Below are 24,811 nucleotides of genomic sequence, written 5' to 3' on the forward strand. Positions count from 1 at the left end.
AGTGTTAATAGTGTTTCCTCGGCAATCAGAAGAGATATTGAAGGATAAGCGGCGAATGCGTTGGGCTTGTCGGCGTGGAATGTTGGAACTTGACGTTCTCTTTGCGCCCTTTGTAGAAGAAGCTTACGATGAGCTAGATGAGCAGCAGCAAAGTACTTTTCGACGCTTATTAACCTGTGATGATCCAGATTTATTCTCATGGTTTATGGGGCACGCAAAGTGTCCGGATCCTGAGTTAGCGGATATGGTGGCGCTAATGCTGCGCAGAGTTAAAGTTTAACGAAAGCCGCGACGCCGAAACGAGTTTGCAGTGCAATGTATTGTTTGTGCTTCGTAAACCGACCATTTTGCGAGCGTAGAATTAACAGAATATCTGGAGCTACGGATGGCTCAATATCAGTTTGTGTTTAAATCCTCTAATGTGGCTCGCCTATGGATTCAGCTTGGGTATATCGGTTCAATGCTGTTATCCCTAGCGAGCATTCTCGTTGAAGCTTGGTTATTTGTAAGCGCGCTATTTCTATTTGCGTTTAGTTTTGATGCTGAACGTCGGAAGAACATACCGTTTATCAAGTGCTGTGAGAGTGGTTTAGCCTTGAGTGAAAGCGGCGAGTCATTACAGCTGTGTCCGCCAATGATAATTTCGCCCTGGCTGATTGCGGTAAGAATTAACAATCATGATGCTGCGAACATGGATAAACCTGCAGCAGTAAAAAGGGCACCGGTAACATGGTGCCGGATTTGGAAAGATCAATTGTCTGCAACGGATTGGGCGAGAATTCGACGTATCGGCATTACCTTAAATGCGCCGCTTCGGCGGCGTTAAAATGGTCGCTGAGGAATCGTTCGCTAACTCTGGATAATCTAGCGTGTAATGTAAGCCTCGGCTTTCTTTGCGCAGCATAGCGCTTTCGATAATGAGTTGCGCTACTTGTGCTAAATTTCGTAACTCGAGCAAGTTATTGCTTACGCGAAAGTTAGCGTAGTAATCGTGAATTTCGTGTTGCAACATTTCAACTCGTCGTAAAGCGCGTTCAAGGCGTTTATCCGTTCGTACAATACCCACGTAATCCCACATGAATAAACGTAATTCATGCCAATTGTGTTGAATGATAACTTCTTCATCTGAATTAGTAACTTTGCTTTCATCCCAGCCTGCTATTTCCTTAACCAACTGAGTGTTTTCAATTTTTGCCGTAATATCGGCAGCCGCGGCACGAGCGAAAACAACACATTCGAGTAGCGAATTACTCGCCATCCGATTTGCGCCGTGCAGACCGGTGTAAGCAACTTCACCAATGGCATATAAGTTATCAACATCAGTTTTAGCATTTAAATCAGTAACAACGCCACCGCATGTGTAGTGTGCAGCGGGAACTATGGGCATCGGCTCTGCTGTTATATCGATACCTAAACTCTTACATTTTTCATAAATTGTTGGAAAGTGCTGGCGAATGAAATCAGCAGGTTTGTGGGAAATATCTAAATACATGCAATCAGCGCCTAATCGCTTCATTTCATAGTCGATCGCCCGGGCCACAACATCCCGTGGGGCGAGTTCGGCCAATGCGTGGAAATCAGGCATAAAACGTGAACCATCAGGGCGCTTTAATAATGCGCCTTCGCCGCGCAGCGCTTCGGTAAGCAAAAAGTTCCGCGCATTTGGGTGAAATAAGCACGTAGGGTGGAACTGGTTAAATTCCATATTTCCAACGCGGCAACCCGCTCGCCAAGCCATGGCGATACCATCGCCACTCGCGATATCAGGGTTCGAGGTATATTGGTAAACCTTACTCGCACCACCCGTACAGAGCGCTGTAAATTTGGCAGCTACGGTTAACACTTGCTCTTGCCGGCGATTCCAAACGTACGCGCCAATACAACGGCTTTGCTCGGGAGAACCTGAGGTAATTAAATCAATGGCGTTACAGTGCTCAAGAACTTGAATATTGGGGTGGCTCAGAGCTTGGCTCGTGAGCGTGCTTTGCACCGCTCGGCCGGTGGCATCAGCAGAATGAAGTATGCGGCGGTGGCTATGGCCGCCTTCTCGAGTGAGATGAAAACGTGGTTCGCCGTTTTCGTCGGGTTCTCGATCAAAATCGACGCCTAGTTCAATTAACCACTTTAAACTTTCTTTAGCTCTTTCGGCGGTATAGCGAACAACTGCAGAGTCACAAATACCGGCACCAGCGATGAGTGTATCTTCAATATGTGATTCTATACTATCGTTGGCATCAAACACGGCGGCGATGCCACCTTGTGCGTAATAGGTAGAACCCTCAGCTAACGGCCCTTTACTTAACACCACTACCTGATATTCTTTGGCGAGTTGCAGCGCAAGTGACAGACCGGCAGCACCGCTGCCAATAATTAATACATCGCACGTTATTGTAGCGTCTGAGTTCATCATGATTTATCGTGGTTAAGAATTATTATTAGATTTTACCTTTGTTATCACTATTTTTGCGAACTTTTTAAAAAATGCTTGGTCTAGTCTAGTACGGAAGATGCGAGCCCAGTTTAAAATACGCGGCATTCATATGCGCTAACAAGGGTTAATAAGAGAGTGGGCTCGAATGAGCGAACAGGAAATTGATCAACAGCTGGTAGAACGAGTACAGCGCGGTGATCAACGAGCTTTTGATGTTTTGGTGAAGAAATACCAGCACAAAATCATTAGCTTAGTGTCACGTTACGTAAAACATCCCGGCGATGTTCCGGATGTTGCACAAGAAGCATTTATAAAAGCTTATCGTGCATTACCGAACTTTCGAGGCGAAAGTGCGTTCTATACATGGCTATACCGTATTGCGGTAAATACGGCAAAAAACTATTTGGTTGCGCGGGGGCGAAAGCCACCGTCTTCTGATGTAGATGCACAAGATGCAGAATTTTTAGATGCTGGACATGGTTTGCGAGATATCGCTTCTCCAGAGCGAATGTTGTTATCTGACGAACTAAAACGCACTGTGATGGCAGCTATTGATGCTTTGCCAGACGATTTAAAGCAAGCAATAACCCTACGTGAATTAGACGGTATGGGTTATGAAGAAATTGCCATCACCATGGATTGTCCGATAGGAACGGTACGTTCTAGGATATTTAGAGCACGAGAAGCCATTGATAAGGCAATAGAACCGTTGCTCGATGCGAATTAAGCCAACTGAGGATTGACACGAATGACAGAACACCAGAAAGAACAACTTTCAGCACTGCTTGATGGCCACATTGATGGCGATGAAGCAATGCATGAGCTGGTGGAAAATGCGAGCCAGCGAGAACGCTGGTTTCGCTATCAGCTAACCGGCGCGGTAATTCGTGGAGAAGCCACTAGTGGGCAGCCATTCGACATCTCTGCTGCGGTTGCTGCACAGATAGCGGCTGAGCCTAAACATGCGGTAGCTCCTAAAAGTAGCTGGCAAGCTTTACAACAATGGCTTCAAGGTGGTTGGTTCCGCCCTGCGGCGAATGTTGCGGTGGCAGCCGGGGTGGCAATAGTGACGATTGTTGGCATCCAGAGCTATCAGCCTGTTGATGATGGAATTGTTGCGCCAGAAGTGGCTCCCTCAGCAAATACAGGGTTTGAAACACGTCCGTTAGGCGGCGTAATTAACCCAGTGAGCTTTAACATGACCAGTTCACCAGCGGTTGATCAACAAGAAGTGGATCAAGAGCGGCGCTTGCTGCAATCGTTTTTCTTTGATCATCAGCAACAGTTACAACTAAGTGAACAAGTTGAAGCTGAGGTAGACACTAAACCTGAGTTGCCTGAACAGGAAATTGAATAACACTTTATGCATGGGTACCGGTATTTGCTGGCGTGTGCGGTAACCGCCAGTAGTTTGATTTGCAGTTCAGCATTGGCTGCTGCGCCGCAAGAAGAGTTGGGTGCAACTGAGTTGCGGGCCGGTGAACAACGCGCATTAGTAGAAGGTGAGCGTTGGTTTAACTTAATGCAAAAGGCATTAACGGAATATAATTTCAATGCCTCGTTGGTGCATGTGCAAGGCCAGCGCATAGAGATGTTTCGTTGGTTGCATGGGCATACCAATGAAAATGAAGAACTTGAACTTCTGCATAGTTTGAATGGCCCAGAAATCCATATTATTCGTCGTGGTCAAACCGTATCTTATTTTCACTCCATGAGCTCTCCCTACAGCATTCGCGCGAACACAATGTTTGGGCCTATTCCTACCGCGTTTTTCCGTGATTTTTCAAATATAGCTGAGGCGTATAACGCTGTTCCAATGGGCGGCGCGCGAATAATGGACCGAACAACGGTGCATGTGCGCTTGATCCCAAAAGAGCAGGATCGATATGGTTATTCGTTGTGGTTAGATCGAGAATCAGGAATGTTGTTACGCATGCTGACGGTCAGCCAAGAAGGTGAACCCCTTGAGCAAGTGCAACTTACCGCATTAGAAGTAACCACCGAATTGAATAGTGAATTAGAGCAGGTGAATGAGCTTAATCTTCCGCCGGTTGTTGATGATGTTCATCGTTCGGTGGATGTTCGCCATGATTGGCAAACGAATTATATTCCGCGTGGCTTTAAGCTTATTCGAGGCAATCATCATCGCTTACCGATTACCGGGATTGCGGCGGATTATTACTTATATTCTGATGGTTTAACACGGGTTTCTGTTTACGTGAGCGAAGATCCAGAAGCGTCAGCTAATTTACGGTACAACGGCTTGGAATCCCTTTACTCGCATAGTTTTGCTGATTACAGCGTAACGGTGGTGGGGCGGTTACCAATAGCCACGTTACAACGTATTGCAACATCGGTGCGTAGATGATTCGAGAAATTGGTGAAGTTACCGCAGTTAGCGGGCAAAACGTGACGATAACCACAGCTCTGCAACAGGGCTGTGGTGGTTGTAAGCAACAAAGCCACTGTGGTGCCGGTATTTTATCTAAAGCACTACCGAATCGGCGCGGTAGTGTTGATATATGGCTCGAAAAGCCGCCGCAGCTTGGTACTCAAGTTGAGCTATGGTTACCTGAAAAAGCAATGCTGAAGTTTTCTGTGTTGTTATATCTATTGCCGATTGTAATGTTACTTGCCGGTGCTTTAATCGGTGAACAATTATTTCCGCACCAAGAACTTTATGGCATTTTATTCGCAGGTGCCGGATTTGCAGCGAGTTTTATTGGCTTAAAACGCTGGTTAAGGCGCCGTGATCTGCAAGTTCGCGAATTAATGCAGGTTAATATCCTCCCAGCCGACCAACCTTGATTGTTTATCTGCGCCAAAGTAAGTAAAATTCGCCTCATTAATACGGTGAGGAGTCGCAGCGTTTTGCTGACTGACCGGATATGAGGTGTACATGAGCCAAGTTGGCATAGCAAAAAAGAACATTCGTAATTTCTCTGTAATCGCGCACATCGATCATGGTAAATCCACGTTGTCCGATCGTTTGATCCAAACTTGTGGCGGATTAACACAACGAGAAATGGCTGAACAAGTGCTCGATTCAATGGATATTGAGCGCGAACGCGGGATTACCATCAAAGCGCAAAGCGTTACGCTTTACTATGATGCCAACGATGGCGAACGTTACCAATTAAACTTTATCGACACCCCTGGCCACGTAGATTTTTCTTACGAAGTTTCCCGCAGCCTAGCAGGCTGTGAAGGCGCTTTGCTCGTGGTTGATGCAGCACAGGGCGTGGAAGCACAAACACTCGCAAACTGTTATACCGCAATCGATATGAATTTAGAGGTTGTTCCGGTACTCAATAAAATCGATTTGCCTTCGGCCGAGCCAGAGCGCGTTGCGCAGGAAATTGAAGATATTGTAGGCATAGAAGCGAGCGATGCAGTGCGTTGTTCAGCTAAAACCGGTATTGGTATTGACGAAGTACTTGAGCGAATTGTGAAACAAGTGCCTTCTCCAGAAGCTGAAGCTGATGATGAAGCACCATTGCAAGCGTTGATTATTGATTCTTGGTTCGATAACTACCAGGGCGTTGTTTCTTTGGTTCGTATCAAGAAAGGCGTGCTGCGCGCAGGCGAAAAAATGAAGGTAATGTCGACAGGGCACGATCATATTGTCGATAAAGTAGGTATTTTCACACCGAAGCAAACCGATACTGGGGTGCTTCGATCCGGTGAAGTAGGGTACGTGATTGCCGGCATTAAAGAGATTCATGGCGCGCCCGTAGGTGATACGTTAACGCATGCCAAACGGCCAGCGGATAAAATGTTACCGGGCTTTAAAAAGGTGCAGCCGCAAGTGTATGCCGGCATGTTCCCGATTAGTTCTGATGATTATGAAAACTTCCGCGATGCTTTAGATAAACTGAGTTTAAACGATGCTTCGTTGTTTTTTGAACCGGAAAACTCTGGCGCGCTCGGCTTTGGTTTCCGGTGTGGTTTCTTGGGCATGTTGCACATGGAGATCATCCAAGAACGGCTCGAGCGTGAATATGATATCGACCTTATTACGACAGCACCCACGGTTGTTTACAAAGTAGAAACCACCAAGGGTGAAATTAAAATGGTGGATAACCCTGCATATTTACCACCCGTGAATGAGATTCAGGCGATTTATGAACCTATCGTAGAAGCGAATATCTTAGTACCACAAGAACATGTAGGGAATGTTATTACCCTTTGTGTTGAGCGTCGTGGTATGCAAACCAATATGGTTTATCATGGCAATCAAGTTGCGCTTACTTATGAACTGCCAATGGCGGAAGTGGTGATGGATTTCTTTGATCGCTTGAAATCTACTAGCCGCGGTTATGCTTCTCTTGATTATCAGTTTAAACGTTTTGATGAATCAGACATGGTTCGGGTCGATATCTTAATTAACGCTGAGCGCGTTGATGCTTTAGCGATGATTTTGCACCGCAGCCAAGCTCAGTATCGTGGGCGTGACGTAGTTGATAAAATGCGGGAACTAATTCCGCGGCAGATGTTTGATATTGCGATACAAGCAACGATTGGCAACCACGTTATTGCTCGCAGTACCGTGAAGCAATTGCGGAAAAACGTAACCGCGAAGTGTTATGGTGGTGATGTTAGCCGTAAGAAAAAGCTATTACAGAAACAGAAAGAAGGTAAGAAACGAATGAAACAACTGGGGAACGTGGAAGTGCCTCAGGAAGCGTTCCTTGCGGTTTTGAAAACCGGCAAGTAACGATTTAGGAACTTAAACAGGAACGTTCAGCATGACCACATATTACTTTTCCTTGTTGTTGGTGTTTGGCAGTTTGTTTACGGGCATCATTTGGGCGATTGACCATTGGGTTTGGAAGCCGAAGCGTTTGGAGAAAATCCGTGCGGTAGAGGCGCAATCTGGCGTAAAGCTCAAACCTGAACAAGCTGATCAACTCGCACCACAATCAGGATTGGCGGATTTTGCGCAAGCGGCGTTCCCAGTTTTGTTTGTGATTTTAATCTTGCGTTCATTTTTATATGAACCCTTTCGTATTCCATCCGGTTCGATGATGCCAACTTTGTTGGTGGGCGATTTTATTCTGGTTGAGAAATTCCGTTATGGGCTACGTGAGCCAGTAACACGTAAGGAATTTTTAAATACGGGTCGGCCTGAACGCGGTGATATCGTGGTATTTAAATATCCGGTAGAACCTGATCTTGATTACATTAAGCGAGTGATTGGCCTGCCAGGTGATCGTGTCACCTATACGGATAAAACGTTTTACGTTCAGCCCCAATGCTTGCCTGATTGTGATGGTGTTGAGCCTATTGTTTTGCAGCGTGAGTTTCAGGCAGAAGGTGAATTCATGCAACAGCAAGTTCCGGTTCGCCGATATCACGAAAACTATGATGGTGCCGAATACAACATACTGATTAATCCACGCGTGAATATTCACAGTGATTCATTTGTGTGGGACGTGCCGGAAGGGCAGTATTTCTTCATTGGCGACAACCGCGATAATTCGGTTGATAGCCGTTATTGGGGATACGCGAATGAAGATCTGTTGGTAGGGCGAGCAGTTTTTATTTGGTTAAGCTTTGAGTTTGAAAGGGATGCGAACAGTTGGTTACCCAAATGGGTGCCCAGCAAGGTTCGGTTTGATCGTTTAGGGAGAATTGAGTGAGTTTAACACCTATCCAGCTCCGTGAGATTGAGCGGCGGCTAGGCTATAATTTTAACAACCATGCATTATTGTATCAGGCGCTAACGCATCGAAGTGCTGGTGAAGGGCATTATGAGCGGCTTGAGTTTTTAGGCGATTCTATTTTAAGTGTAGTTATTGCTGAAGCGCTCTATCATCGTTTCCCAAAATCGCCTGAAGGTGATTTAAGTCGGATGCGCGCAACTTTAGTGTGCGGAGATATGTTGGCGAACGTTGCCCGGGAGTTTGAGCTTGGTAAGTTTTTAAACCTAGGCCCAGGGGAGCTCAAAAGCGGTGGTTTCCGGCGTGATTCAATTTTATCGGATGCCGTAGAAGCTATTATCGGTGCTATTTTTCTTGATAGTGATATTCAAACAGTACAAGAAATAGTACGGGCATGGTATCAGCCATTACTAAAAGATATTAAGCCGGGAAATAGTCAGAAAGATCCAAAAACACGCTTGCAGGAATACCTGCAAAGTCGCCAGTTCGCCGTGCCAGAGTATGAAGTTAGCGCTACCGAAGGGCAGGCACACAATCAACGTTTTACCGTTACATGTAAAGTTGAACCACTTGCTGAACCTGTAGTTGCTACGGGAACCAGCCGACGAAAAGCAGAGCAAAATGCGGCTGCGAAAGTGATTGAGCACTTGGCGGAACTGCCGGAAGGCAAGGAATTAAGATGAATTTAGATGATTTTTTTGCAGCAGAAGCCAGTGAAACGCCTGCGGGACCAACGTTCAATGGGTTTGTAGCTATTGTAGGGCGGCCTAATGTAGGTAAATCAACGCTATTGAACCAGCTGCTCGGTCAAAAAGTGAGTATCACCTCGAAGAAAGCGCAAACCACGCGGCATCGTATTTTAGGTATTGATACGGAAGGCCCATATCAAACTATTTATGTGGATACTCCAGGTTTACACAAAGATGAAAAGCGTGCGATTAACCGCTTAATGAACCGTGCGGCGAGTTCCTCGATTGGCGATGTTGATCTTGTGCTATTTATCGTTGAAGGTACGCACTGGACCGAAGACGATGAAATGGTGCTGGGCAAGATTATGCGGGCGAATCGTCCGGCGATGCTGATCATTAATAAAATTGATCAGGTAAAGGATAAAGGTTCATTACTACCCCACATTCAAGAGATTTCAGCCGATTTTGAATTTAAAGAAATAATTCCAATTTCGGCGCTATCGCCGGAGCACATGCCGAAAATTAAAGAGCTCGTGCGCCCATATTTACGTGAAGGTGTACATTTTTATCCTGCTGATCACGTCACCGATCGCTCGGTTCGGTTTATGGCCGCGGAAACCGTGCGTGAAAAGCTCATGCGCTTTACGGGTGAAGAATTACCCTACTCAACTACAGTTGAAATTGAAAAATATGAAACTACCGAGAACGGTATGGTGCATATTCACGCGCTAATCTTAGTAGAACGTGAAGGGCAAAAGCGTATGGTTATCGGCAATAAAGGCAGTAAGCTGAAAACGATAGGTGCAGAAGCGCGTAAAGATATTGAACACATGCTTGATGCACGCGTAAACCTGCAACTGTGGGTGAAAGTGAAATCTGGCTGGGCCGATGACGAACGCGCTTTGCGTAGCTTAGGCTACGGAGAAGAATAATGACTCGGGCCGTGGTTTTACACCGTTGGCCCTGGCAAGAACACGGCCTCCTGCTGGATCTATTTACCGAAGGTTTCGGTCGTGTTCGCGCTATTTCAAAATATGCCCGCAGCAGGCGTTCTTCGTTGCGTGCTACTCTGGAACCATTTACCCTCATCGATATTGAACTTAAAGGCCGTGGCGAAGTAAAGAACCTAGCGCGGGCCGATAGTGTACAGAACTTTCCGTTGCGCTCGGTTCACTTATACAGTGGCCTATATTTGAATGAACTGTTACAACGATTACTTCCTGAACATACGGATCTCCCCGGATTGTTTATCGATTATGTGAAAAGCCTAGAATTGCTATCAGAAACACAGGTTATTGAGCCTGTTTTACGGCAATTTGAATATCGTTTGCTTTGTCATCTTGATCTTGATTTCTCTTTTACGCATGATGCAAATGATGGGAACGCCATTGAGCCGGGTATTTTATATCGATTTGTAGCAGGCAGTGGTTTTGTGCCAGCGCAAATAGAGAATGAAGCACTGTATATCGGCGAAGCGCCAGCAGAAACCGCTTCGTCGGAATGGCTGATAAGCGGTGCTGAAATTAGTGTGTTAGGGCAATTTCAACTCGCCAATCCGCAAGTTTTAAAACAATTTAAGCAATTAATGCGTAATGCTTATGCCCCTTTGCTGGGTAGTAAGCCGTTGCGTAGCCGCGAGTTATTGCTCGCCGCTGTGCAGAACAAATAATGTAGTTTTTTAGACGTTGGGAGAAATCATGGCAGCTGCCTTACTCGGAGTGAATATTGATCATATCGCTACTTTGCGCAACGCGCGCGGTGTTGCCTACCCAGAGCCGGTGCAAGCGGCAGCAATTGCAGAGCAGGCAGGCGCCGATGGCATTACCGTGCATTTACGAGAAGATCGCCGACATATCACCGACCGCGATGTTCGGTTGTTAGCGGAAACCATTCAAACACGAATGAACCTAGAAATGGCCATGACCGACGAGATGGTGGCGATTGCGATTGCAACTAAGCCGGCCTATGTGTGCTTGGTTCCAGAAAAACGTGAAGAATTAACCACCGAAGGTGGATTAGATGTAGCAGGCCAGTTAGCGCGAAGCCGCGATGTTGTGGCAAAACTCAACGATGCGGGAATTTTGGTGTCGTTATTCATTGATGCTGATGAAAAGCAAATTGACGCGGCGAAAGAAGTAAACGCGCCCTACATTGAGCTGCATACAGGACATTACGCAGAAGCACAGGGGCAAACGCAAGTAGAAGCGTTAGCACAGTTACAAAAGGCTGCACGGTATGCCAAAGACTTAGGTTTGGTAGTGAATGCAGGGCATGGATTGCACTACCACAACACCCAAGCTATTGCGGCCATTCCTGAGATATTTGAACTTAATATTGGCCATGCAATTATTGCTCGAGCGATGTTTAGTGGCCTGCACAATGCTGTTGCTGATATGAAAAATATTATTGAACAGGCCCGACGCTAATGGCGATAGTGGGAATTGGCACCGATATCGTGGAAATTGCACGTATTCGTTTAGCGTTACAGCGCCAACCGGCTTTAGCCAAGCGATTATTAACCGCGAGTGAGCATGACGCGTTCAGCGCGGCAAAGGAACCAGAGCGATATTTAGCCAAGCGGTTTGCCGCGAAAGAGGCTGCGTTGAAAGCGCTGGGTACTGGTTTGCAAAACGGTATGAGTTGGCAACATATCGAAGTTAGCCACACTTCGCTGGGCCAGCCTCTGCTGGTTTTCACGCACGCCGCTGAAAGTTTGGCAAAAGAGCTGGCCGTGAGCCACCAGCATCTTTCTTTGAGTGATGAGGCTCATTACGCGCAGGCGATGGTTATTTTAGAGAGCCGCGAATAGATATTGTTAGTGATGGCGGTTATGGTTTGGTGATCGGGGATATTGCTCGCTATCCCATTTCGTTGTTCACTTCTCGTTATCGAGCAAGGTCGCCTAAGTAGTATATGTAGGAGTATGTATGGTTAAGGTTAGAAATGTTCATGCGGACGAACACCAATCTAGCGATGATAGCTGGCTTAACCATGTTTACGAGAAATCTGAACAGGAAGCGCTGCGCAAACTTGTTGCTATATTAGAGCAGCAGGCACGTGCGGGTGCCTCAGATATTCCACAAGTAACAGAATCCCCCTCTCAACCTAATTCAATTGCCGCTCTTGTGTTGAAAGGGCAGGAAATGGTTGAAATCCTTTCGAGTTTAAAACTTGATCAGCAAAGCTTACAGGCTGCTTTATGTGTCCCTTTTTACGAATCGAAACTTATCGACCAAGAATGGATTACGGAGCAGTTGAGCAGTAGTACTGCGGCGCTCGTGGATACCGTTCAACAAATGAACAGTATTAGCGATTTGCAACACTTTCGCCATGGAAAGCCAGGTGAAGCTCAGATCGATGCCGTTCGGCGTATGCTTTTAGCGATGGTAGAGGATGTTCGTGCAGTACTCATTAAGCTTGCGGAGCGTATTTGTTTTCTGCGGGAAGTTAAGAATGCGGACGAAGAAGCCCGTGTGTTGGCCGCGAAAGAGTGCAGTGAAATCTATGGTCCGCTGGCAAATCGTTTAGGCGTGGGGCAGATCAAATGGGAACTTGAAGATCTCTCATTTCGCTATTTAAATCCTGATATCTATATGTCGATTGCGCGCCAATTGCATGAAAAGCGGCGGCAACGAGAAACTTATATTGATGCTTTTGTGCAGGGCTTGCGTGATGATTTAGCAGCGCAAAGCATTGATGCTCAAGTAGAGGGTAGGCCAAAGCATATTTTCAGCATTTGGAAGAAAATGCAGAAAAAGAACCTGCAATTTGATGAGCTCTTTGATATTCGAGCGGTACGTATCGTTACGAAGAACCTGAAAGATTGTTATGCGGCCTTGGGCATAGTGCACAGCCGCTGGCGTCATTTAGCGAGTGAATTTGATGATTACGTAGCCACTCCGAAGCCGAATGGTTACCAATCAATTCATACCGTGGTTATTGGCCCCGAGCAAAAGAACGTTGAGATCCAAATTCGTTCCGAGCAAATGCATGATGATGCTGAGCTTGGTGTGGCCGCGCATTGGGTATATAAAGAAGGCCCCAGCAGTGGGCGTTCACAAGGGTATGAAGATAAAATTTCGTGGTTGCGCAAGCTTTTAGCCTGGCATGAAGATATGGCTGAGAATGATGAATTGGTGCAGGAGATTCGCAGCCAAGTTTTCGAAGATCGCGTATATGTGTTTACACCAAAAGGTGATGTTATCGATTTGCCTTATGGCTCTACACCGCTCGATTTTGCATATTATATTCATTCCCAAGTAGGCCATCGTTGTATTGGTGTAAAAGCGGATGGCCGAATTGTGCCGTTTACCTACGTGTTACAAAATGGTGAGCGCGTGGAAGTGCTCACCCAAAAAGAAGAAAACCCAAAACGTGATTGGCTTAACCCAGCACTTGGTTATCTTAAATCAGCGCGGGCGCGGAGCAAGGTTCATGCGTATTTCAAGAAGCTGGATCGTGAAGAAAACTTGATTGCAGGGCGCGAACTGTTAGAAACAGAACTGGCTAAGTATAAGTTAACGTTGCAGGATACGGGCCCGGCTATTGAACGCTTTAATATGAATCACCTCGATGATTTACTTGCCGCTATCGGGGCTGGTGATGTGCGTTTAAATCAAATCGTTAACTTTATTCGTGGGCCGCAAGAAGATGAAGTAACAGAACTAGAGAAGTTAACCAGTAAACGCCGAGGCGGCAAGAATAGAAAACAGCATGAAGGCGTGAAAGTAGGGGGTATTGGTAACCTCTTGATGAATTTTGCGCGTTGTTGCCAACCCCTGCCGGGCGATCCCATTATGGGGTATGTTACTCAAGGTCGTGGTGTTTCAGTTCATCATCAGGAATGTGAACAGTTACAGCAACTATTAGAATCACACCCTGAACGAACGATAGATGTTGCATGGGAGCAAGAACAACAGCAGCGCTACGCCACTCGTATTTTGATTACTGCGGAAGATCGATCCGGCTTATTGCATGATATTACAAGTATCTTGAGCCATGAAAAGGTAAACGTGAATAGCGTTTCTACGCGCCACGATCATGATCGGCAGCAAGTGGTTATCGAGCTTGAAATTATGGTGCAGCACAATAATGAAATTCAGCGTTTGTTGAGTAGAATTCAGCAAGTTAGCCATGTGCGCCAAGCGCTTCGAAAATAAATAAAAAATATTAAGAGGGCTTAGTAAATGAAGAATAACGGCGCAGATTTAACGCAAGTGAATCGGTTATTGGATATTATGGCTGCATTGCGTAATCCTGAAGGCGGTTGCCCATGGGATCTCAAGCAAACCATGGAAACCCTTATTCCTTATACCATTGAAGAAGCGTACGAAGTTGCGGCAGCCATTACTGAAGGCAACAAAGATGATATTCGGGATGAGCTCGGCGATTTGATGTTTCAAGTGGTTTTTTACGCACAACTTGCCAAAGAACAAGGTGATTTTGATTTCGATGGTATTGCAGAAGCGGTTGCCGACAAATTAGTGCGTCGGCACCCGCATGTATTTGCGGATGGGGCGGTAACTGATTCAGAAGATGTGAAGCGGCAGTGGGAGCAGATTAAAAAGCAAGAACGAGCAGATAAAGCGGTCGATAGCAGCGTTTTCGCCGACATTCCTACTAATCTACCTGCCATTTTACAAGCAATGAAAATTCAAAAGCGATGTTCCGCAGTGGGTTTCGATTGGGATAAGCCGGAACAAGTACTGGCTAAAATTACGGAAGAAACTGAAGAAGTAGCGGGTGAACTAGCGGCAAGCCAGCGTGATCAAGAAAAAGTGCAAGAAGAGATTGGTGATCTGCTGTTTGCTACGGTTAATTTAGCGCGGCATTGCAAAGTAAATCCGGAAACGGCGCTGCGGCAAGCAAACCTAAAGTTCATGCGGCGTTTTCGCGAAGTTGAAAAGCTCGCGGATGCACGCAAATTACCCCTTGATACAGCCGGTTTGGCTCGCTTAGAAGCGTTGTGGCAAGAGGCAAAACAGATACTTCAAGAGCCCGCAAAATAGCGGGTTTTTTAATATCAGCCGATATCTTCGGTAAGTGACTTCAGTAAAATACACTTAATTCATTGTTGCCGAGGCAATGCTAGAGTATACTATTTTCCCGTCTTTACATCCTTTTCCTTGATCCATTTACCCTAATGCAGCAGGTTTTGCATGGCGACTAAATATATTTTTGTAACCGGCGGCGTAGTTTCTTCGCTGGGGAAAGGTATTGCGGCGGCTTCGTTAGCTTCTATATTGGAAGCACGCGGACTCAAAGTAACTATCATGAAACTGGACCCATACATTAACGTGGATCCAGGCACGATGAGCCCCATCCAACATGGCGAAGTATTTGTTACTTGCGATGGTGCTGAAACTGACCTCGACCTTGGCCATTACGAACGCTTTATTCGTACCCGCATGACCAAGAAAAACAATTTTACCACTGGACGTGTATACGAAGACGTTATTCGTAAAGAGCGCCGTGGTGATTTCTTGGGTGCTACCATCCAAGTTATTCCGCATATTACCAATGAGATTAAGCGCCGCATTATTGAAGGTGCTGAAGGGTATGATATTGCCTTGATTGAAATTGGTGGCACGGTAGGTGATATTGAATCACAACCATTCCTAGAAGCGATTCGCCAACTTTCGGCAGAGATCGGCCGGCAACGCACACTCTTTATTCATCTTACGTTAGTGCCTTTTTTAGGGGCTGCCGGTGAGGTGAAAACCAAACCTACACAACATTCGGTGAAAGAGCTTCGTTCGCTTGGGATTCAGCCAGATATCTTAATTTGCCGTTCGGATCGGAGCATTCCGGCCAATGAGCGAGCAAAAATAGCATTGTTTACGAATGTACCGGAACGCGCGGTTATTTCGCTGAAAGATGTGCCTAGTATTTACAAAATACCTGCGATATTAAAATCCCAAGGCCTTGATGAATTCGTTCTCGAGCGTTTTGCGATAGAGGCGCCGGAAGCAGATTTAGCAGAATGGGAAAAAGTTCTGTATTTGGAATCAAATCCGGGTGGCGAAATCACCATCGGTTTTGTGGGCAAATATGTTGAGTTACCCGATGCGTATAAATCAGTGAACGAAGCATTAGCACACGCAGGTTTGCATAACCGCGTTACGGTAAATATTCGCTACGTGGATTCCCAAGATGTGGAAACTCGGGGTGTCGCTAAACTTGAAGGTGTTGATGCGATTTTAGTACCAGGTGGCTTTGGTGGCCGCGGTATTGAAGGCAAGATTATTGCAGCCCAGTATGCCCGCGAGAACAACATTCCTTACTTAGGAATTTGTTTAGGGATGCAAATCGCGTTGATTGAGTATGCGCGTAATGTTGCTGGTTTAGAAGGTGCGAACAGCACCGAATTCGATGAACAAAGCCCGCATCCAGTGGTTGGGTTAATTACCGAATGGATGGATGAAAGCGGCCAACAAGAGATTCGTGATTCCGGCTCTGATTTGGGTGGCACCATGCGCTTGGGCGCACAGCAGTGTCACTTGCTTGATGATACCAAAGCACGGGCAATCTATGGCAAGGAAACCATTGAAGAGCGCCATCGTCATCGTTATGAAGTGAACAATAATTATCGCGATACGTTAGAGAAATCCGGCATGCGTTTTAGTGGTTTATCAGCGGATAAGCGTTTGGTTGAAGTGATTGAAATACCAAATCATCCGTGGTTCGTGGCAGCGCAGTTCCATCCGGAGTTTACTTCTACGCCACGTGATGGGCACCCTCTATTTGAAAGCTTCGTAGCGGCAGCGCAGGATTATCAGCAAAGCCATCGCGATAATAAAATTAAGGTTTAAGGATTTTTTTATGAGCACGATTGTAAAAATTATTGGCCGTGAAATTATGGATTCGCGCGGCAACCCAACGATTGAAGCCGATGTTTATTTAGCGGATGGCAGTATGGGTAGAGCGGCAGCACCAAGTGGCGCCTCTACCGGCAGCCGCGAAGCACTCGAGTTGCGTGATGGCGATAACGATCGTTATCTTGGCAAAGGTGTTTTAACTGCGGTTGCGCATGTGAATGGTGAAATAGCTTCAACGCTTACCGGTATGAACGCCCTTGAGCAAAATGCGGTAGATCACGCGATGTTAGAGCTTGATGGCACTGAAAATAAAGAAAAGCTTGGCGCCAATGCTATTTTAGCGGTTTCTTTAGCAGTGGCCAAAGCCGCAGCGATCAGCAAAGGCGTAGCCTTATTCGAGCATATTGCTGATTTAAATGGCACCAGTGGCAAATACAGCATGCCACTGCCGATGATGAATATTTTAAACGGCGGTGAGCACGCAGATAACAATGTCGATATTCAAGAATTTATGGTGCAGCCTGTTGGGGCGAAGAGCTTTGCGGAAGGTTTGCGCGTAGGTGCTGAAATTTTTCATGCGCTGAAAGCTGTTCTGAAAGCACGTGGATTAAGCACTGCGGTAGGTGATGAAGGCGGTTTTGCGCCGGATTTGGCGTCGAATGAGGAAGCATTAGCGGTTATTTCTGAAGCAGTAGCGAATGCGGGCTATAGCTTGGGTACTGATGTAACACTAGCGCTTGATTGCGCGGCCTCTGAATTCTACCGAGATGGTAAGTATCATCTCAGCGGTGAAGGCAAGAGCTTTACATCTTCAGAATTTGCCGATTATTTAGCCGATTTAAGCGCACGTTACCCGATTGTTTCTATCGAAGACGGTTTAGATGAAAGCGATTGGGCCGGCTGGAAGATTTTAACCGATAAAATTGGCGATAAGGTGCAGCTGGTTGGTGATGATTTGTTTGTTACCAATACACGAATTCTGAAGCGCGGTATTGATGAAGGTATCGGGAATTCTATTCTGATTAAGTTCAATCAAATTGGTAGTTTAACTGAAACGCTAGCGGCTATTCGGATGGCTCAAGAAGCTGGGTTTACCGCGGTAATTTCACATCGCTCAGGCGAAACCGAAGATGCCACCATTGCTGATTTGGCGGTAGGTACAGCCGCAGGCCAAATTAAAACCGGTAGCTTATGCCGTTCCGATCGTGTTGCTAAGTATAACCAATTATTGCGTATTGAATCGCAGTTGGGTGATGTAGCATACAACGGCCGTGCGGAAGTTAAAGCAGCACAGTAGGCCTATTTAGGTATGGTGAATAAAACGGGTCAACCGGATATTTTTAATCCGGTTGGATTTGATAGCCAGTTCGCTGAGCTTTGTAATGCGCTCTATGCCGCAGAACTATTGCAGCTCAGTGGTATGGCTAGCGATCATCCTCAAGCTGAGGATATCCGTTTATTACGCCGCCGCTTGGGTAGTTTAAGCTACTACGTTCAGCGTGCTGCACACGCATTATTAGTCAGTGCTGCTAAGCCTGAACATCCTTTACAGCTTGATGTTCATAGCGGCAATTGGCTGGCCAAACAAAAAACAACCCCTCCTAAACGCAACATATCGCAAACGAGCTCAAGCAACCAAAAGAAGCTGGCTGAGTGGTTGGCTAGTTCTGCTAAACTAGCGCTGCCGCTTCCGGTTTATGTTGAATCAGCAGGAACGATTCGTATTGCACTTGATTCTATCGATGAAGTGGATTGGGATAACAAGTGTTTGCACCTCAATCAGTGGGGTTGGTTTGATTTTCATGGTTTTAGCCAAAGCGATGAGAATGCAAATATCCAGCTGCAATTGCTAAAACCTGATAAAGCAAACATGACGGCCGCGTGTTGTGGCCACCAATGGAATGCAAAAGGGCGGCTTCAGCCATACCCACTGGGTTTACGAACACTGTTGCTCAGCGCCACGGTTGTATGGCCTAAGTTCACATCAGTTGATAAGTTGCCCTTTTAACCGCTAGGTGTCAGTGGTAGATTAAAGTTCTAATATTGTGTGGCGTATTGTAGTGATATATCTGTTGCCGCTTTTTTAAAGCTAGATGATTCATTACGTGAGGAAATCATGCGTTTATTAACGGTTATTATCATCGGGTTAGTGTTAGCGTTGCAATACCGAGTATGGTTCGGTGAATACGGCATGAAAGATTACCGTGAGCTGCAACGTGATGTTGCTCGCCAAGAATTAACGAATGAAACACTTAATCAACGAAATCAATTAATTGCAGCTGACATTGATGATTTGCGCAATGCTATGGAAGCGGTTGAAGAACGTGCTCGCAATGAATTAGGTTTAGTTCGTCCGGAAGAAACTTTCTTTCGCTTAATTAGTGTAGAAGAACAGGAACCCGATGCATGATTGCAGTAATCCCGGCCGCAGGAATTGGCCAGCGGATGGGAGCGGCGCTTCCTAAGCAATATCTTGAATGTGCGGGTGCCACGTTACTGGATCATACGATTAGCGCGTTATTTGCTGAATCTCGAATACAGAAAATCTATATTGCACTACAACCCGATGATCACTGGTTCGCGAGTAGCCGTTATGTGGGCTCAGAAAAAGTAGAGCGCGTTGACGGCGGTGATACCCGTTCGGCCTCCGTTCTAAATGCCCTATCAGTGGCCTTAGCCACCTTTTCAAATGATGTCCTTGTTGCCGTGCACGATGCAGCGCGGCCGTGTTTACCTCCCGAAGTGCTGCGAAAATTGTTAGATGTTGCCTACGAATTCCCTGCACAGGGAGCACTTTTGGCGATTCCAGTGCGCGATACCGTAAAATATGTTGCAGATACTGCTGCACTTAATGTGGGTAATAGCTCAAGCGTGAGTAGCTACGGGCAGTTGCCAATCATCGCGAGAACACTGGACCGTGAAAATATCTGGTTAGCACAAACTCCGCAGGTTTTTCGATTAGGCGATTTGCAACGTGCTTTAGTGTTGGCCGAACAACACGGAGTGGGTATTACCGATGAAGCATCGGCGATGGAAGCGCGAGGCATACAACCAATATTGGTGCCAGGAAGTAGAATGGTAATGAAAGTTACTGATCCCGAAGATTTGGAATTAATTGAATTCTATTTATCAAAATTGAAAAGAGGTTAATTGAGTGCGAATAGGGCAAGGTTTTGATGTGCATAAGTTTGGTGGTGAGGGCCCGGTTATGTTGGCGGGTGTGCCGGTAGATTGCGATCAAGGTTTGCTCGCGCATTCCGATGGTGATGTTGTTTTACATGCTATATGCGATGCCTTACTTGGTGCTATAGGCCAGGGGGATATTGGTGTCTGGTTTCCCGATACAGACGCCGAATTTGCAGGTGCTGATAGCGCAAAGTTGCTAGCAAAAGTTTGGCAAGCTGTAAAAAGCGCGGGCTATCAACTTGGTAACTTAGATATCACGATTATTTGTCAAAAGCCAAAAATCAATCCTCATCGCGAGGCGATGCGCGCGCGGGTTGCCGACATACTTGGGGTGCAGCAAACATCCATAAATATTAAGGCCACGACCACTGAGGGCTTGGGCTTTACTGGGCGTAGCGAAGGTATTGCCAGCATGGCTGCGGTGTTGTTAGTTCCTATTAATGAAACAAATACGAAGTAAGGAAGTATTACATGAGCCAATCGGCGCACGAAACAAATTCGAACAATAACGCGCAAGAATGGCATGGTGAGTGGCAGCGCCAATATTCAGGTGTGGTGCCTCGGGGTGTGTATAAACATCAACATAGCGATTTCGTGGTTCACGAGAGCCTAGGTTTCTCGCCGGAACCTGTGGAGAAGGGGCAGCATCATTGGTTGTTTGTTGAAAAAGAGGGCGTAAACACGGCTCAGGTAGCTAAAAATATAGCCCGCAGTTTAGGTATCTCTGTGCGCGATGTTAGTTTTTCGGGGATGAAAGATCGCTTCGGGATTACGCGTCAGTGGTTTTCAGTTGAATTGCCGGCATTAGCTGAGCCTGATTGGCAAAATTGCATTAGCGAAAGTTTTCCATCCGGCTCGGTGCGCTTGCTACAGCACGTGCGTAGCCATCGAAAGCTTCGTCGAGGTGTACACAAAGCGAACGAGTTTCGTGTGGTTTTACGTGGTATTAACGACATGCCACTATTAGAGCAGCGCTTAAAATTGGTTGCTGCGGGTGTTCCGAATTACTTTGGCGAACAACGTTTTGGTATTGATCGGCAGAATCTAACCCAAGTGCTTGCGATGTTCGCAGGGAAACGCATTAAAAATCGCGATTTACGCGGTATTTTACTCTCCTCAGCGCGATCGTGGTTGTTTAATCATTATCTGAGCGCGCGTATGCTTGAGCATGGCGATGATTTATTAGCCGGTGATGTGTTTATATTAACGGGAAGCCATTCGTTTTTTACCGCTACGGAAATTGATGCGGAGATTGAAGAGCGTGTAGCGAACGTTGATATTCAACTTACCGGTCCATTGTATGGTGATGGTGAAATTTTAGCGCAAGGTACTTCAGCATCGTTTGAACACAACGTTTTGGCTAAATGGCCTGAGTTCACAGAAGGTTTGCGTAAAGCGCGTTTGAAGCAGGAGCGCCGGGCATTATTTTTAAAACCACAACATTTCACTTGGGAAACACTTGAGCCAGGTGTTGTTGCGTTGAGCTTTACACTACCAACGGGAACATTTGCAACGGCTTTGTTAGCTGAGCTCGGCGATTTTGTAAGTGGGGAACGAAAAGAATTTAATGAGGCGAAAGATGAGAATTCTACTCAGTAATGATGACGGCGTTCGTGCGCCCGGGTTAGCGGCACTATATCGCGCATTAAAGGATATTGCAGAAGTAACGGTAATTGCACCGGATAGAAACTGTTCAGGCGCGAGCAATTCGTTAACCTTGCATAGTCCACTTCGGGTTGAGCAATTAGAAAATGGGTTCTTTTCCGTGAATGGCACGCCTACAGATTGTGTGCATATAGGTACGAACTCACCATTAGGCGAAGCACCTGATTTGGTGGTTTCCGGGATTAACGATGCGCCCAATATGGGCGATGATGTAATCTACTCTGGCACGGTTGCAGCGGCTACGGAAGGGCGTTTTGTTGGTTTACCGGCGATAGCCGTTTCCATGGGGCAACACGGCCATGATTACTATGAAACGGCTGCGCAAGTTGTGGCTGATCTCATTAAAAAGTTACAGCAAGAGCCGCTACAATCGGATTTTGTACTCAATGTAAACGTGCCTTATGTGGCCTTCAAAGATATTAAAGGCACTAAACTCACGCGTTTAGGTAGGCGCCATCGTGCCGAAAATATGGTTCGCGACAGCGACCCGTGGGGCCGAGAAATTTTTTGGTACGGATTAGTAGGGCCTCAGCGTGATGATGGCCCAGGTACCGATTTTGCAGCTGTGCGTGAGGGGTATGTATCGATTACACCATTAACCGTTGATATGACCGCACGCGATGATGAAGAACGAGTTCAAAAGTGGTTAGATAAAACAAAATGAGATTGAATAATCATCAGGGTATGGCCCGCCGGTTAGTACAAAAATTGCGTGATTTAGGTGTTGATGACGAGCAGGTGTTGGCGGTTATGGAGCAGCTACCTCGGCATGAGTTTATGCCGGAATCATTGGCGCACCAAGCATATGATAATAATGCGTTACCGATTGGCAATGGCCAAACTATTTCGCAACCTTTTATGGTTGCGCGAATGACAAGCTTGATCATGAAAAACGCACCGAAAAAAGTGCTCGAAATTGGTACCGGTTCAGGATATCAAACGGCGGTACTTGCCAAACTTGTTGGCCATGTATATTCGGTGGAACGGATTAGCACGCTTCAATATCAAGCGAATCGGCGATTAAAGCGAATGGATCTGCACAATATTTCAATGCGTCATGGCGATGGCTGGCAGGGCTGGCCAAGTAAAGCGCCATTCGATGCCATCATAGTTACCGCGGCTGCAGCCCATGTGCCCGAAGATCTTATCACCCAGCTTAGTGAAGATGCAGGGCGATTGGTTATTCCAGTTGGTGAGCACACGCAAGAATTATTATTGGTTGAACGTAATGGCGATGAGTTTCGCCAAAAAAGCGAAGGGGCGGTTCGTTTTGTACCCTTATTGAAAGGTGATTTGGCGTAAATAATACGGTTTGGATTCATACCGTTATTTCTGCCATCAAACTTGTTGTATAAAACTATAATACATAAGCAACTAACGTCTAGGGGGGGGGCATACACGCATGCGAAAACGACCGATACACTTTTCGTTCACACACCCTGTTGTCGTTAGTTGTGTTTTTATTTTTGCAGTGAGTGGTTGCAGTTCACCCCATACACCTGCCCCCGTAGAGTCCGTTTATCGCGGAACAACTTTCCATGATTATGAGCGCGCTTCGCTCTCTAGTGATATTTATCAGGTACAGCGAGGCGAAACTTTGTACGCAATTGCGTTTCGCGCAAATATGGATTTGCGTGAAATTGCGCGTTTAAATAATCTCAGTGAACCTTACACAATCTATGTTGGCCAGGAGCTTCGTTTACGCCCGGCAAATGGCGAGAATGGGCGTTCTACAGGTAATCGAAATAACAATTCCGCTACATCCGATACAAATGCTATAACAGAGCCTGTTGCTACCGCTTCTTCGAGAGAGTATGGTAGTACAGTATCGAACGCAGAAAGTGATATAAAACAATCGCCTGCTGTGCCTACACGAACGCCGCGCGAACGTACTATAGCCACCGGAGATATCCGTTGGCAATGGCCCACGCAGGGAAGTGTAACCCGACGTTTCTCAACTCATGAAACGGGTGGGCAGGGCATGGAGTTCAGTGGTAATCGGGGCGATGCAATCATTGCCGCAGCGCCAGGACGTGTTGTATATGTGGGTACTGCTTTACGTGGTTATGGCCAATTAATAATTTTGAAACATAATGATGATTACATCACGGCCTATGGACACAATGATCAATTGATGGTTTCAGAACAGCAATGGGTTGAAGCAGGCCAACAGATAGCAACGATGGGTAGTACTGGGCGAGATGATGTGCGATTAAGGTTTGAGCTACGCTTTCGCGGTAATTCGGTGAATCCGGAGAATTACTTGCCCCGAGGGCGATGAGCAAACAACAAAGAAAACGCCAGATTAGATGTTGGCGTAGAAGTGTTGGCGTAGAAAGGATGTATATAGGAGTTAAAAGCATGCGCGACAAGGAACAAGGCCACCCAAATAGTGATGAAACAGAGGTTGTTGACGATATCGAGTTCTCGGATGACGAAACCACGCTTGTCGACAAAGATGGTGAAGAAATTGATGCTGAGCTTGAAGAGGCATTAGCTTCAAAAACGAAATACCAGCGTAAGCTTGATGCAACCCAAATGTATCTAAGTGAAATTGGGTTTTCACCACTATTAACTGCCGAAGAAGAAGTGTTTTTTTCGCGTAAAGCGCTGAAAGGCGATGCCAAAGCTCGGCAACGTATGATCGAAAGTAATTTGCGTTTAGTGGTTAAAATCGCTCGGCGCTACCACAATCGCGGTCTGGCATTGCTCGATTTGATTGAGGAAGGCAACCTAGGCTTGATTCGCGCGGTAGAAAAATTTGATCCGGAACGTGGATTTCGATTTTCAACCTATGCCACCTGGTGGATTCGGCAAACTATAGAGCGTGCGATTATGAATCAAACGCGAACAATTCGTTTGCCAATTCATGTTGTGAAGGAACTCAATATATACTTACGTGCCGCGCGTGAACTGGCGCAAAAGCTCGAGCATGAACCTACCGCAGAAGATATCGCCTTTAGCTTAAACTTGCCCGTGGAAGACGTAAATAAAATGCTGCGTTTGAACGAGCGCATAGCCTCAGTAGACACACCTTTAGCTGGTGATGGTGAAAAGGGTTTGTTAGATATCATTGCTGATGAAGTATCTGGTAGCCCTGAAGGCATTTTACAAGATGATGATTTACGGGAACGTTTGCTCGTTTGGTTAGAAGCTTTAAATCCGAAACAAAAAGAAGTGCTGGCGCGTCGGTTTGGGTTGTTAGGCTACGAGCCTGCGACATTGGAAGAAGTTGGCAGAGAAATAGGCCTCACACGTGAACGTGTAAGGCAGATTCAAGTTGAAGCATTACGACGTTTAAAAGAAGTAATGCTGCAACAAGGGCTTTCTAATGAATCCGTTTTTTCCGAAGACTAAGCC

Annotated in this window: 27 protein-coding genes; 26 read left to right on the forward strand and 1 reads right to left on the reverse strand. The window is 46.2% G+C overall.

Features of this window, described 5'->3' with window-relative positions; translation table 11 throughout:
- Positions 1–55 precede the first annotated feature (55 nt).
- On the forward strand, positions 56–280 hold the full coding sequence (locus CWE13_RS00795; protein ID WP_420837031.1) for an FAD assembly factor SdhE: 225 nt from the start codon (positions 56–58) through the stop codon (positions 278–280).
- 105 nt (positions 281–385) lie between these two features.
- Positions 386–826 carry a protein YgfX gene (locus tag CWE13_RS00800; protein WP_126805445.1) on the forward strand — a complete coding sequence of 147 codons (441 nt, stop codon included), beginning with the start codon at positions 386–388 and terminating at the stop codon, positions 824–826.
- Here CWE13_RS00800 and nadB read toward each other — a convergent pair.
- Positions 800–2,407, reverse strand: a complete 1,608-nt coding sequence (nadB, locus tag CWE13_RS00805) for an L-aspartate oxidase (RefSeq protein ID WP_126806124.1) — start codon at positions 2,405–2,407, stop codon at positions 800–802. The genes CWE13_RS00800 and nadB overlap by 27 nt on opposite strands.
- Before the next feature lie 169 nt (positions 2,408–2,576).
- Here nadB and rpoE point away from each other — a divergent pair, with 169 nt between their 5' ends.
- The 24 genes from rpoE to rpoS all read left to right on the forward strand — a co-directional run bounded on the left by rpoE (position 2,577) and on the right by rpoS (position 24,808).
- A complete protein-coding gene (gene rpoE / locus CWE13_RS00810; protein ID WP_126766178.1) occupies positions 2,577–3,158 on the forward strand; it encodes an RNA polymerase sigma factor RpoE in 582 nt (193 codons plus the stop codon).
- A gap of 21 nt (positions 3,159–3,179) precedes the next feature.
- Positions 3,180–3,788, forward strand: coding sequence for a sigma-E factor negative regulatory protein (locus CWE13_RS00815; RefSeq protein WP_126805446.1), 609 nt, complete (start codon positions 3,180–3,182; stop codon positions 3,786–3,788).
- A gap of 6 nt (positions 3,789–3,794) precedes the next feature.
- Positions 3,795–4,799, forward strand: a complete 1,005-nt coding sequence (locus tag CWE13_RS00820; protein ID WP_126805447.1) for a MucB/RseB C-terminal domain-containing protein — start codon at positions 3,795–3,797, stop codon at positions 4,797–4,799.
- Positions 4,796–5,239 (forward strand): SoxR reducing system RseC family protein, encoded by a 444-nt coding sequence (locus CWE13_RS00825; protein ID WP_126805448.1) that lies wholly within the window; start codon positions 4,796–4,798, stop codon positions 5,237–5,239. Before CWE13_RS00820 ends, CWE13_RS00825 begins: the two co-directional genes overlap by 4 nt.
- Before the next feature lie 91 nt (positions 5,240–5,330).
- On the forward strand, positions 5,331–7,148 hold the full coding sequence (gene lepA, locus CWE13_RS00830; RefSeq protein ID WP_126805449.1) for a translation elongation factor 4: 1,818 nt from the start codon (positions 5,331–5,333) through the stop codon (positions 7,146–7,148).
- A gap of 31 nt (positions 7,149–7,179) precedes the next feature.
- Complete coding sequence (lepB, locus tag CWE13_RS00835; protein ID WP_126805450.1) at positions 7,180–8,073, forward strand: signal peptidase I; 894 nt, start codon at positions 7,180–7,182, stop codon at positions 8,071–8,073.
- Positions 8,070–8,777 carry a ribonuclease III gene (gene rnc / locus CWE13_RS00840; protein WP_126805451.1) on the forward strand — a complete coding sequence of 236 codons (708 nt, stop codon included), beginning with the start codon at positions 8,070–8,072 and terminating at the stop codon, positions 8,775–8,777. The genes lepB and rnc overlap by 4 nt, the downstream gene beginning before the upstream one ends.
- Positions 8,774–9,715 (forward strand): GTPase Era, encoded by a 942-nt coding sequence (gene era / locus CWE13_RS00845; protein ID WP_126805452.1) that lies wholly within the window; start codon positions 8,774–8,776, stop codon positions 9,713–9,715. Before rnc ends, era begins: the two co-directional genes overlap by 4 nt.
- A complete protein-coding gene (recO, locus tag CWE13_RS00850; RefSeq protein WP_126805453.1) occupies positions 9,715–10,452 on the forward strand; it encodes a DNA repair protein RecO in 738 nt (245 codons plus the stop codon). The genes era and recO overlap by 1 nt, the downstream gene beginning before the upstream one ends.
- A gap of 28 nt (positions 10,453–10,480) precedes the next feature.
- Entirely contained in the window at positions 10,481–11,209 is a 729-nt protein-coding gene (gene pdxJ / locus CWE13_RS00855; protein WP_126805454.1) for a pyridoxine 5'-phosphate synthase, read from the forward strand.
- Positions 11,209–11,592, forward strand: a complete 384-nt coding sequence (gene acpS / locus CWE13_RS00860) for a holo-ACP synthase (protein WP_126805455.1) — start codon at positions 11,209–11,211, stop codon at positions 11,590–11,592. Before pdxJ ends, acpS begins: the two co-directional genes overlap by 1 nt.
- A gap of 118 nt (positions 11,593–11,710) precedes the next feature.
- On the forward strand, positions 11,711–13,942 hold the full coding sequence (gene relA, locus CWE13_RS00865) for a GTP diphosphokinase (RefSeq protein ID WP_126805456.1): 2,232 nt from the start codon (positions 11,711–11,713) through the stop codon (positions 13,940–13,942).
- Positions 13,943–13,969: 27 nt separating this feature from the next.
- Complete coding sequence (gene mazG, locus CWE13_RS00870; RefSeq protein WP_126805457.1) at positions 13,970–14,791, forward strand: nucleoside triphosphate pyrophosphohydrolase; 822 nt, start codon at positions 13,970–13,972, stop codon at positions 14,789–14,791.
- Between the two features lie 150 nt (positions 14,792–14,941).
- The gene (locus CWE13_RS00875) at positions 14,942–16,594 is read left to right on the forward strand and encodes a CTP synthase (RefSeq protein ID WP_126805458.1); all 1,653 of its coding nucleotides are present in this window, start codon (positions 14,942–14,944) and stop codon (positions 16,592–16,594) included.
- A 10-nt stretch (positions 16,595–16,604) separates the two neighbouring features.
- Complete coding sequence (eno, locus tag CWE13_RS00880) at positions 16,605–17,897, forward strand: phosphopyruvate hydratase (protein WP_126805459.1); 1,293 nt, start codon at positions 16,605–16,607, stop codon at positions 17,895–17,897.
- Positions 17,898–17,909: 12 nt separating this feature from the next.
- Positions 17,910–18,608, forward strand: coding sequence for a hypothetical protein (locus tag CWE13_RS00885; RefSeq protein ID WP_126805460.1), 699 nt, complete (start codon positions 17,910–17,912; stop codon positions 18,606–18,608).
- Between the two features lie 108 nt (positions 18,609–18,716).
- Positions 18,717–19,010 (forward strand): cell division protein FtsB, encoded by a 294-nt coding sequence (gene ftsB, locus CWE13_RS00890; RefSeq protein ID WP_126805461.1) that lies wholly within the window; start codon positions 18,717–18,719, stop codon positions 19,008–19,010.
- The gene (ispD, locus tag CWE13_RS00895; protein WP_126805462.1) at positions 19,007–19,750 is read left to right on the forward strand and encodes a 2-C-methyl-D-erythritol 4-phosphate cytidylyltransferase; all 744 of its coding nucleotides are present in this window, start codon (positions 19,007–19,009) and stop codon (positions 19,748–19,750) included. Before ftsB ends, ispD begins: the two co-directional genes overlap by 4 nt.
- A gap of 4 nt (positions 19,751–19,754) precedes the next feature.
- The gene (gene ispF, locus CWE13_RS00900) at positions 19,755–20,246 is read left to right on the forward strand and encodes a 2-C-methyl-D-erythritol 2,4-cyclodiphosphate synthase (protein WP_126805463.1); all 492 of its coding nucleotides are present in this window, start codon (positions 19,755–19,757) and stop codon (positions 20,244–20,246) included.
- A gap of 11 nt (positions 20,247–20,257) precedes the next feature.
- Positions 20,258–21,385: a tRNA pseudouridine(13) synthase TruD gene (gene truD / locus CWE13_RS00905; RefSeq protein ID WP_126805464.1), complete on the forward strand. Its 1,128-nt coding sequence runs from the start codon at positions 20,258–20,260 to the stop codon at positions 21,383–21,385.
- On the forward strand, positions 21,366–22,115 hold the full coding sequence (surE, locus tag CWE13_RS00910) for a 5'/3'-nucleotidase SurE (protein WP_126805465.1): 750 nt from the start codon (positions 21,366–21,368) through the stop codon (positions 22,113–22,115). The genes truD and surE overlap by 20 nt, the downstream gene beginning before the upstream one ends.
- Positions 22,112–22,753, forward strand: coding sequence for a protein-L-isoaspartate(D-aspartate) O-methyltransferase (locus CWE13_RS00915; RefSeq protein ID WP_126805466.1), 642 nt, complete (start codon positions 22,112–22,114; stop codon positions 22,751–22,753). The genes surE and CWE13_RS00915 overlap by 4 nt, the downstream gene beginning before the upstream one ends.
- 295 nt (positions 22,754–23,048) lie before the next feature.
- Entirely contained in the window at positions 23,049–23,732 is a 684-nt protein-coding gene (locus tag CWE13_RS00920; RefSeq protein ID WP_241973609.1) for a peptidoglycan DD-metalloendopeptidase family protein, read from the forward strand.
- 80 nt (positions 23,733–23,812) lie between these two features.
- Complete coding sequence (rpoS, locus tag CWE13_RS00925; RefSeq protein ID WP_126805468.1) at positions 23,813–24,808, forward strand: RNA polymerase sigma factor RpoS; 996 nt, start codon at positions 23,813–23,815, stop codon at positions 24,806–24,808.
- Positions 24,809–24,811 lie beyond the last annotated feature (3 nt).

The organism is Aliidiomarina shirensis (assembly GCF_003987345.1).
Classification (GTDB): Bacteria; Pseudomonadota; Gammaproteobacteria; order Enterobacterales; family Alteromonadaceae; genus Aliidiomarina; species Aliidiomarina shirensis.

Bases quoted from the DNA above. Each gene is read 5' to 3' on its own strand.
- relA (WP_126805456.1), top strand. From the start codon at position 11,711: ATGGTTAAGGTTAGAAATGTTCATGCGGACGAACACCAATCTAGCGAT.
- lepA (WP_126805449.1), top strand. From the start codon at position 5,331: ATGAGCCAAGTTGGCATAGCAAAAAAGAACATTCGTAATTTCTCTGTA.
- era (WP_126805452.1), top strand. From the start codon at position 8,774: ATGAATTTAGATGATTTTTTTGCAGCAGAAGCCAGTGAAACGCCTGCG.
- CWE13_RS00815 (WP_126805446.1), top strand. From the start codon at position 3,180: ATGACAGAACACCAGAAAGAACAACTTTCAGCACTGCTTGATGGCCAC.
- ftsB (WP_126805461.1), top strand. From the start codon at position 18,717: ATGCGTTTATTAACGGTTATTATCATCGGGTTAGTGTTAGCGTTGCAA.
- CWE13_RS00800 (WP_126805445.1), top strand. From the start codon at position 386: ATGGCTCAATATCAGTTTGTGTTTAAATCCTCTAATGTGGCTCGCCTA.
- surE (WP_126805465.1), top strand. From the start codon at position 21,366: ATGAGAATTCTACTCAGTAATGATGACGGCGTTCGTGCGCCCGGGTTA.
- acpS (WP_126805455.1), top strand. From the start codon at position 11,209: ATGGCGATAGTGGGAATTGGCACCGATATCGTGGAAATTGCACGTATT.
- CWE13_RS00820 (WP_126805447.1), top strand. From the start codon at position 3,795: ATGCATGGGTACCGGTATTTGCTGGCGTGTGCGGTAACCGCCAGTAGT.
- ispD (WP_126805462.1), top strand. From the start codon at position 19,007: ATGATTGCAGTAATCCCGGCCGCAGGAATTGGCCAGCGGATGGGAGCG.
- truD (WP_126805464.1), top strand. From the start codon at position 20,258: ATGAGCCAATCGGCGCACGAAACAAATTCGAACAATAACGCGCAAGAA.
- CWE13_RS00875 (WP_126805458.1), top strand. From the start codon at position 14,942: ATGGCGACTAAATATATTTTTGTAACCGGCGGCGTAGTTTCTTCGCTG.
- rpoE (WP_126766178.1), top strand. From the start codon at position 2,577: ATGAGCGAACAGGAAATTGATCAACAGCTGGTAGAACGAGTACAGCGC.
- rpoS (WP_126805468.1), top strand. From the start codon at position 23,813: ATGCGCGACAAGGAACAAGGCCACCCAAATAGTGATGAAACAGAGGTT.
- CWE13_RS00795 (WP_420837031.1), top strand. From the start codon at position 56: ATGCGTTGGGCTTGTCGGCGTGGAATGTTGGAACTTGACGTTCTCTTT.
- pdxJ (WP_126805454.1), top strand. From the start codon at position 10,481: ATGGCAGCTGCCTTACTCGGAGTGAATATTGATCATATCGCTACTTTG.
- lepB (WP_126805450.1), top strand. From the start codon at position 7,180: ATGACCACATATTACTTTTCCTTGTTGTTGGTGTTTGGCAGTTTGTTT.
- CWE13_RS00825 (WP_126805448.1), top strand. From the start codon at position 4,796: ATGATTCGAGAAATTGGTGAAGTTACCGCAGTTAGCGGGCAAAACGTG.
- mazG (WP_126805457.1), top strand. From the start codon at position 13,970: ATGAAGAATAACGGCGCAGATTTAACGCAAGTGAATCGGTTATTGGAT.
- CWE13_RS00915 (WP_126805466.1), top strand. From the start codon at position 22,112: ATGAGATTGAATAATCATCAGGGTATGGCCCGCCGGTTAGTACAAAAA.
- CWE13_RS00885 (WP_126805460.1), top strand. From the start codon at position 17,910: ATGGTGAATAAAACGGGTCAACCGGATATTTTTAATCCGGTTGGATTT.
- nadB (WP_126806124.1), bottom strand. From the start codon at position 2,407: ATGAACTCAGACGCTACAATAACGTGCGATGTATTAATTATTGGCAGC.
- eno (WP_126805459.1), top strand. From the start codon at position 16,605: ATGAGCACGATTGTAAAAATTATTGGCCGTGAAATTATGGATTCGCGC.
- recO (WP_126805453.1), top strand. From the start codon at position 9,715: ATGACTCGGGCCGTGGTTTTACACCGTTGGCCCTGGCAAGAACACGGC.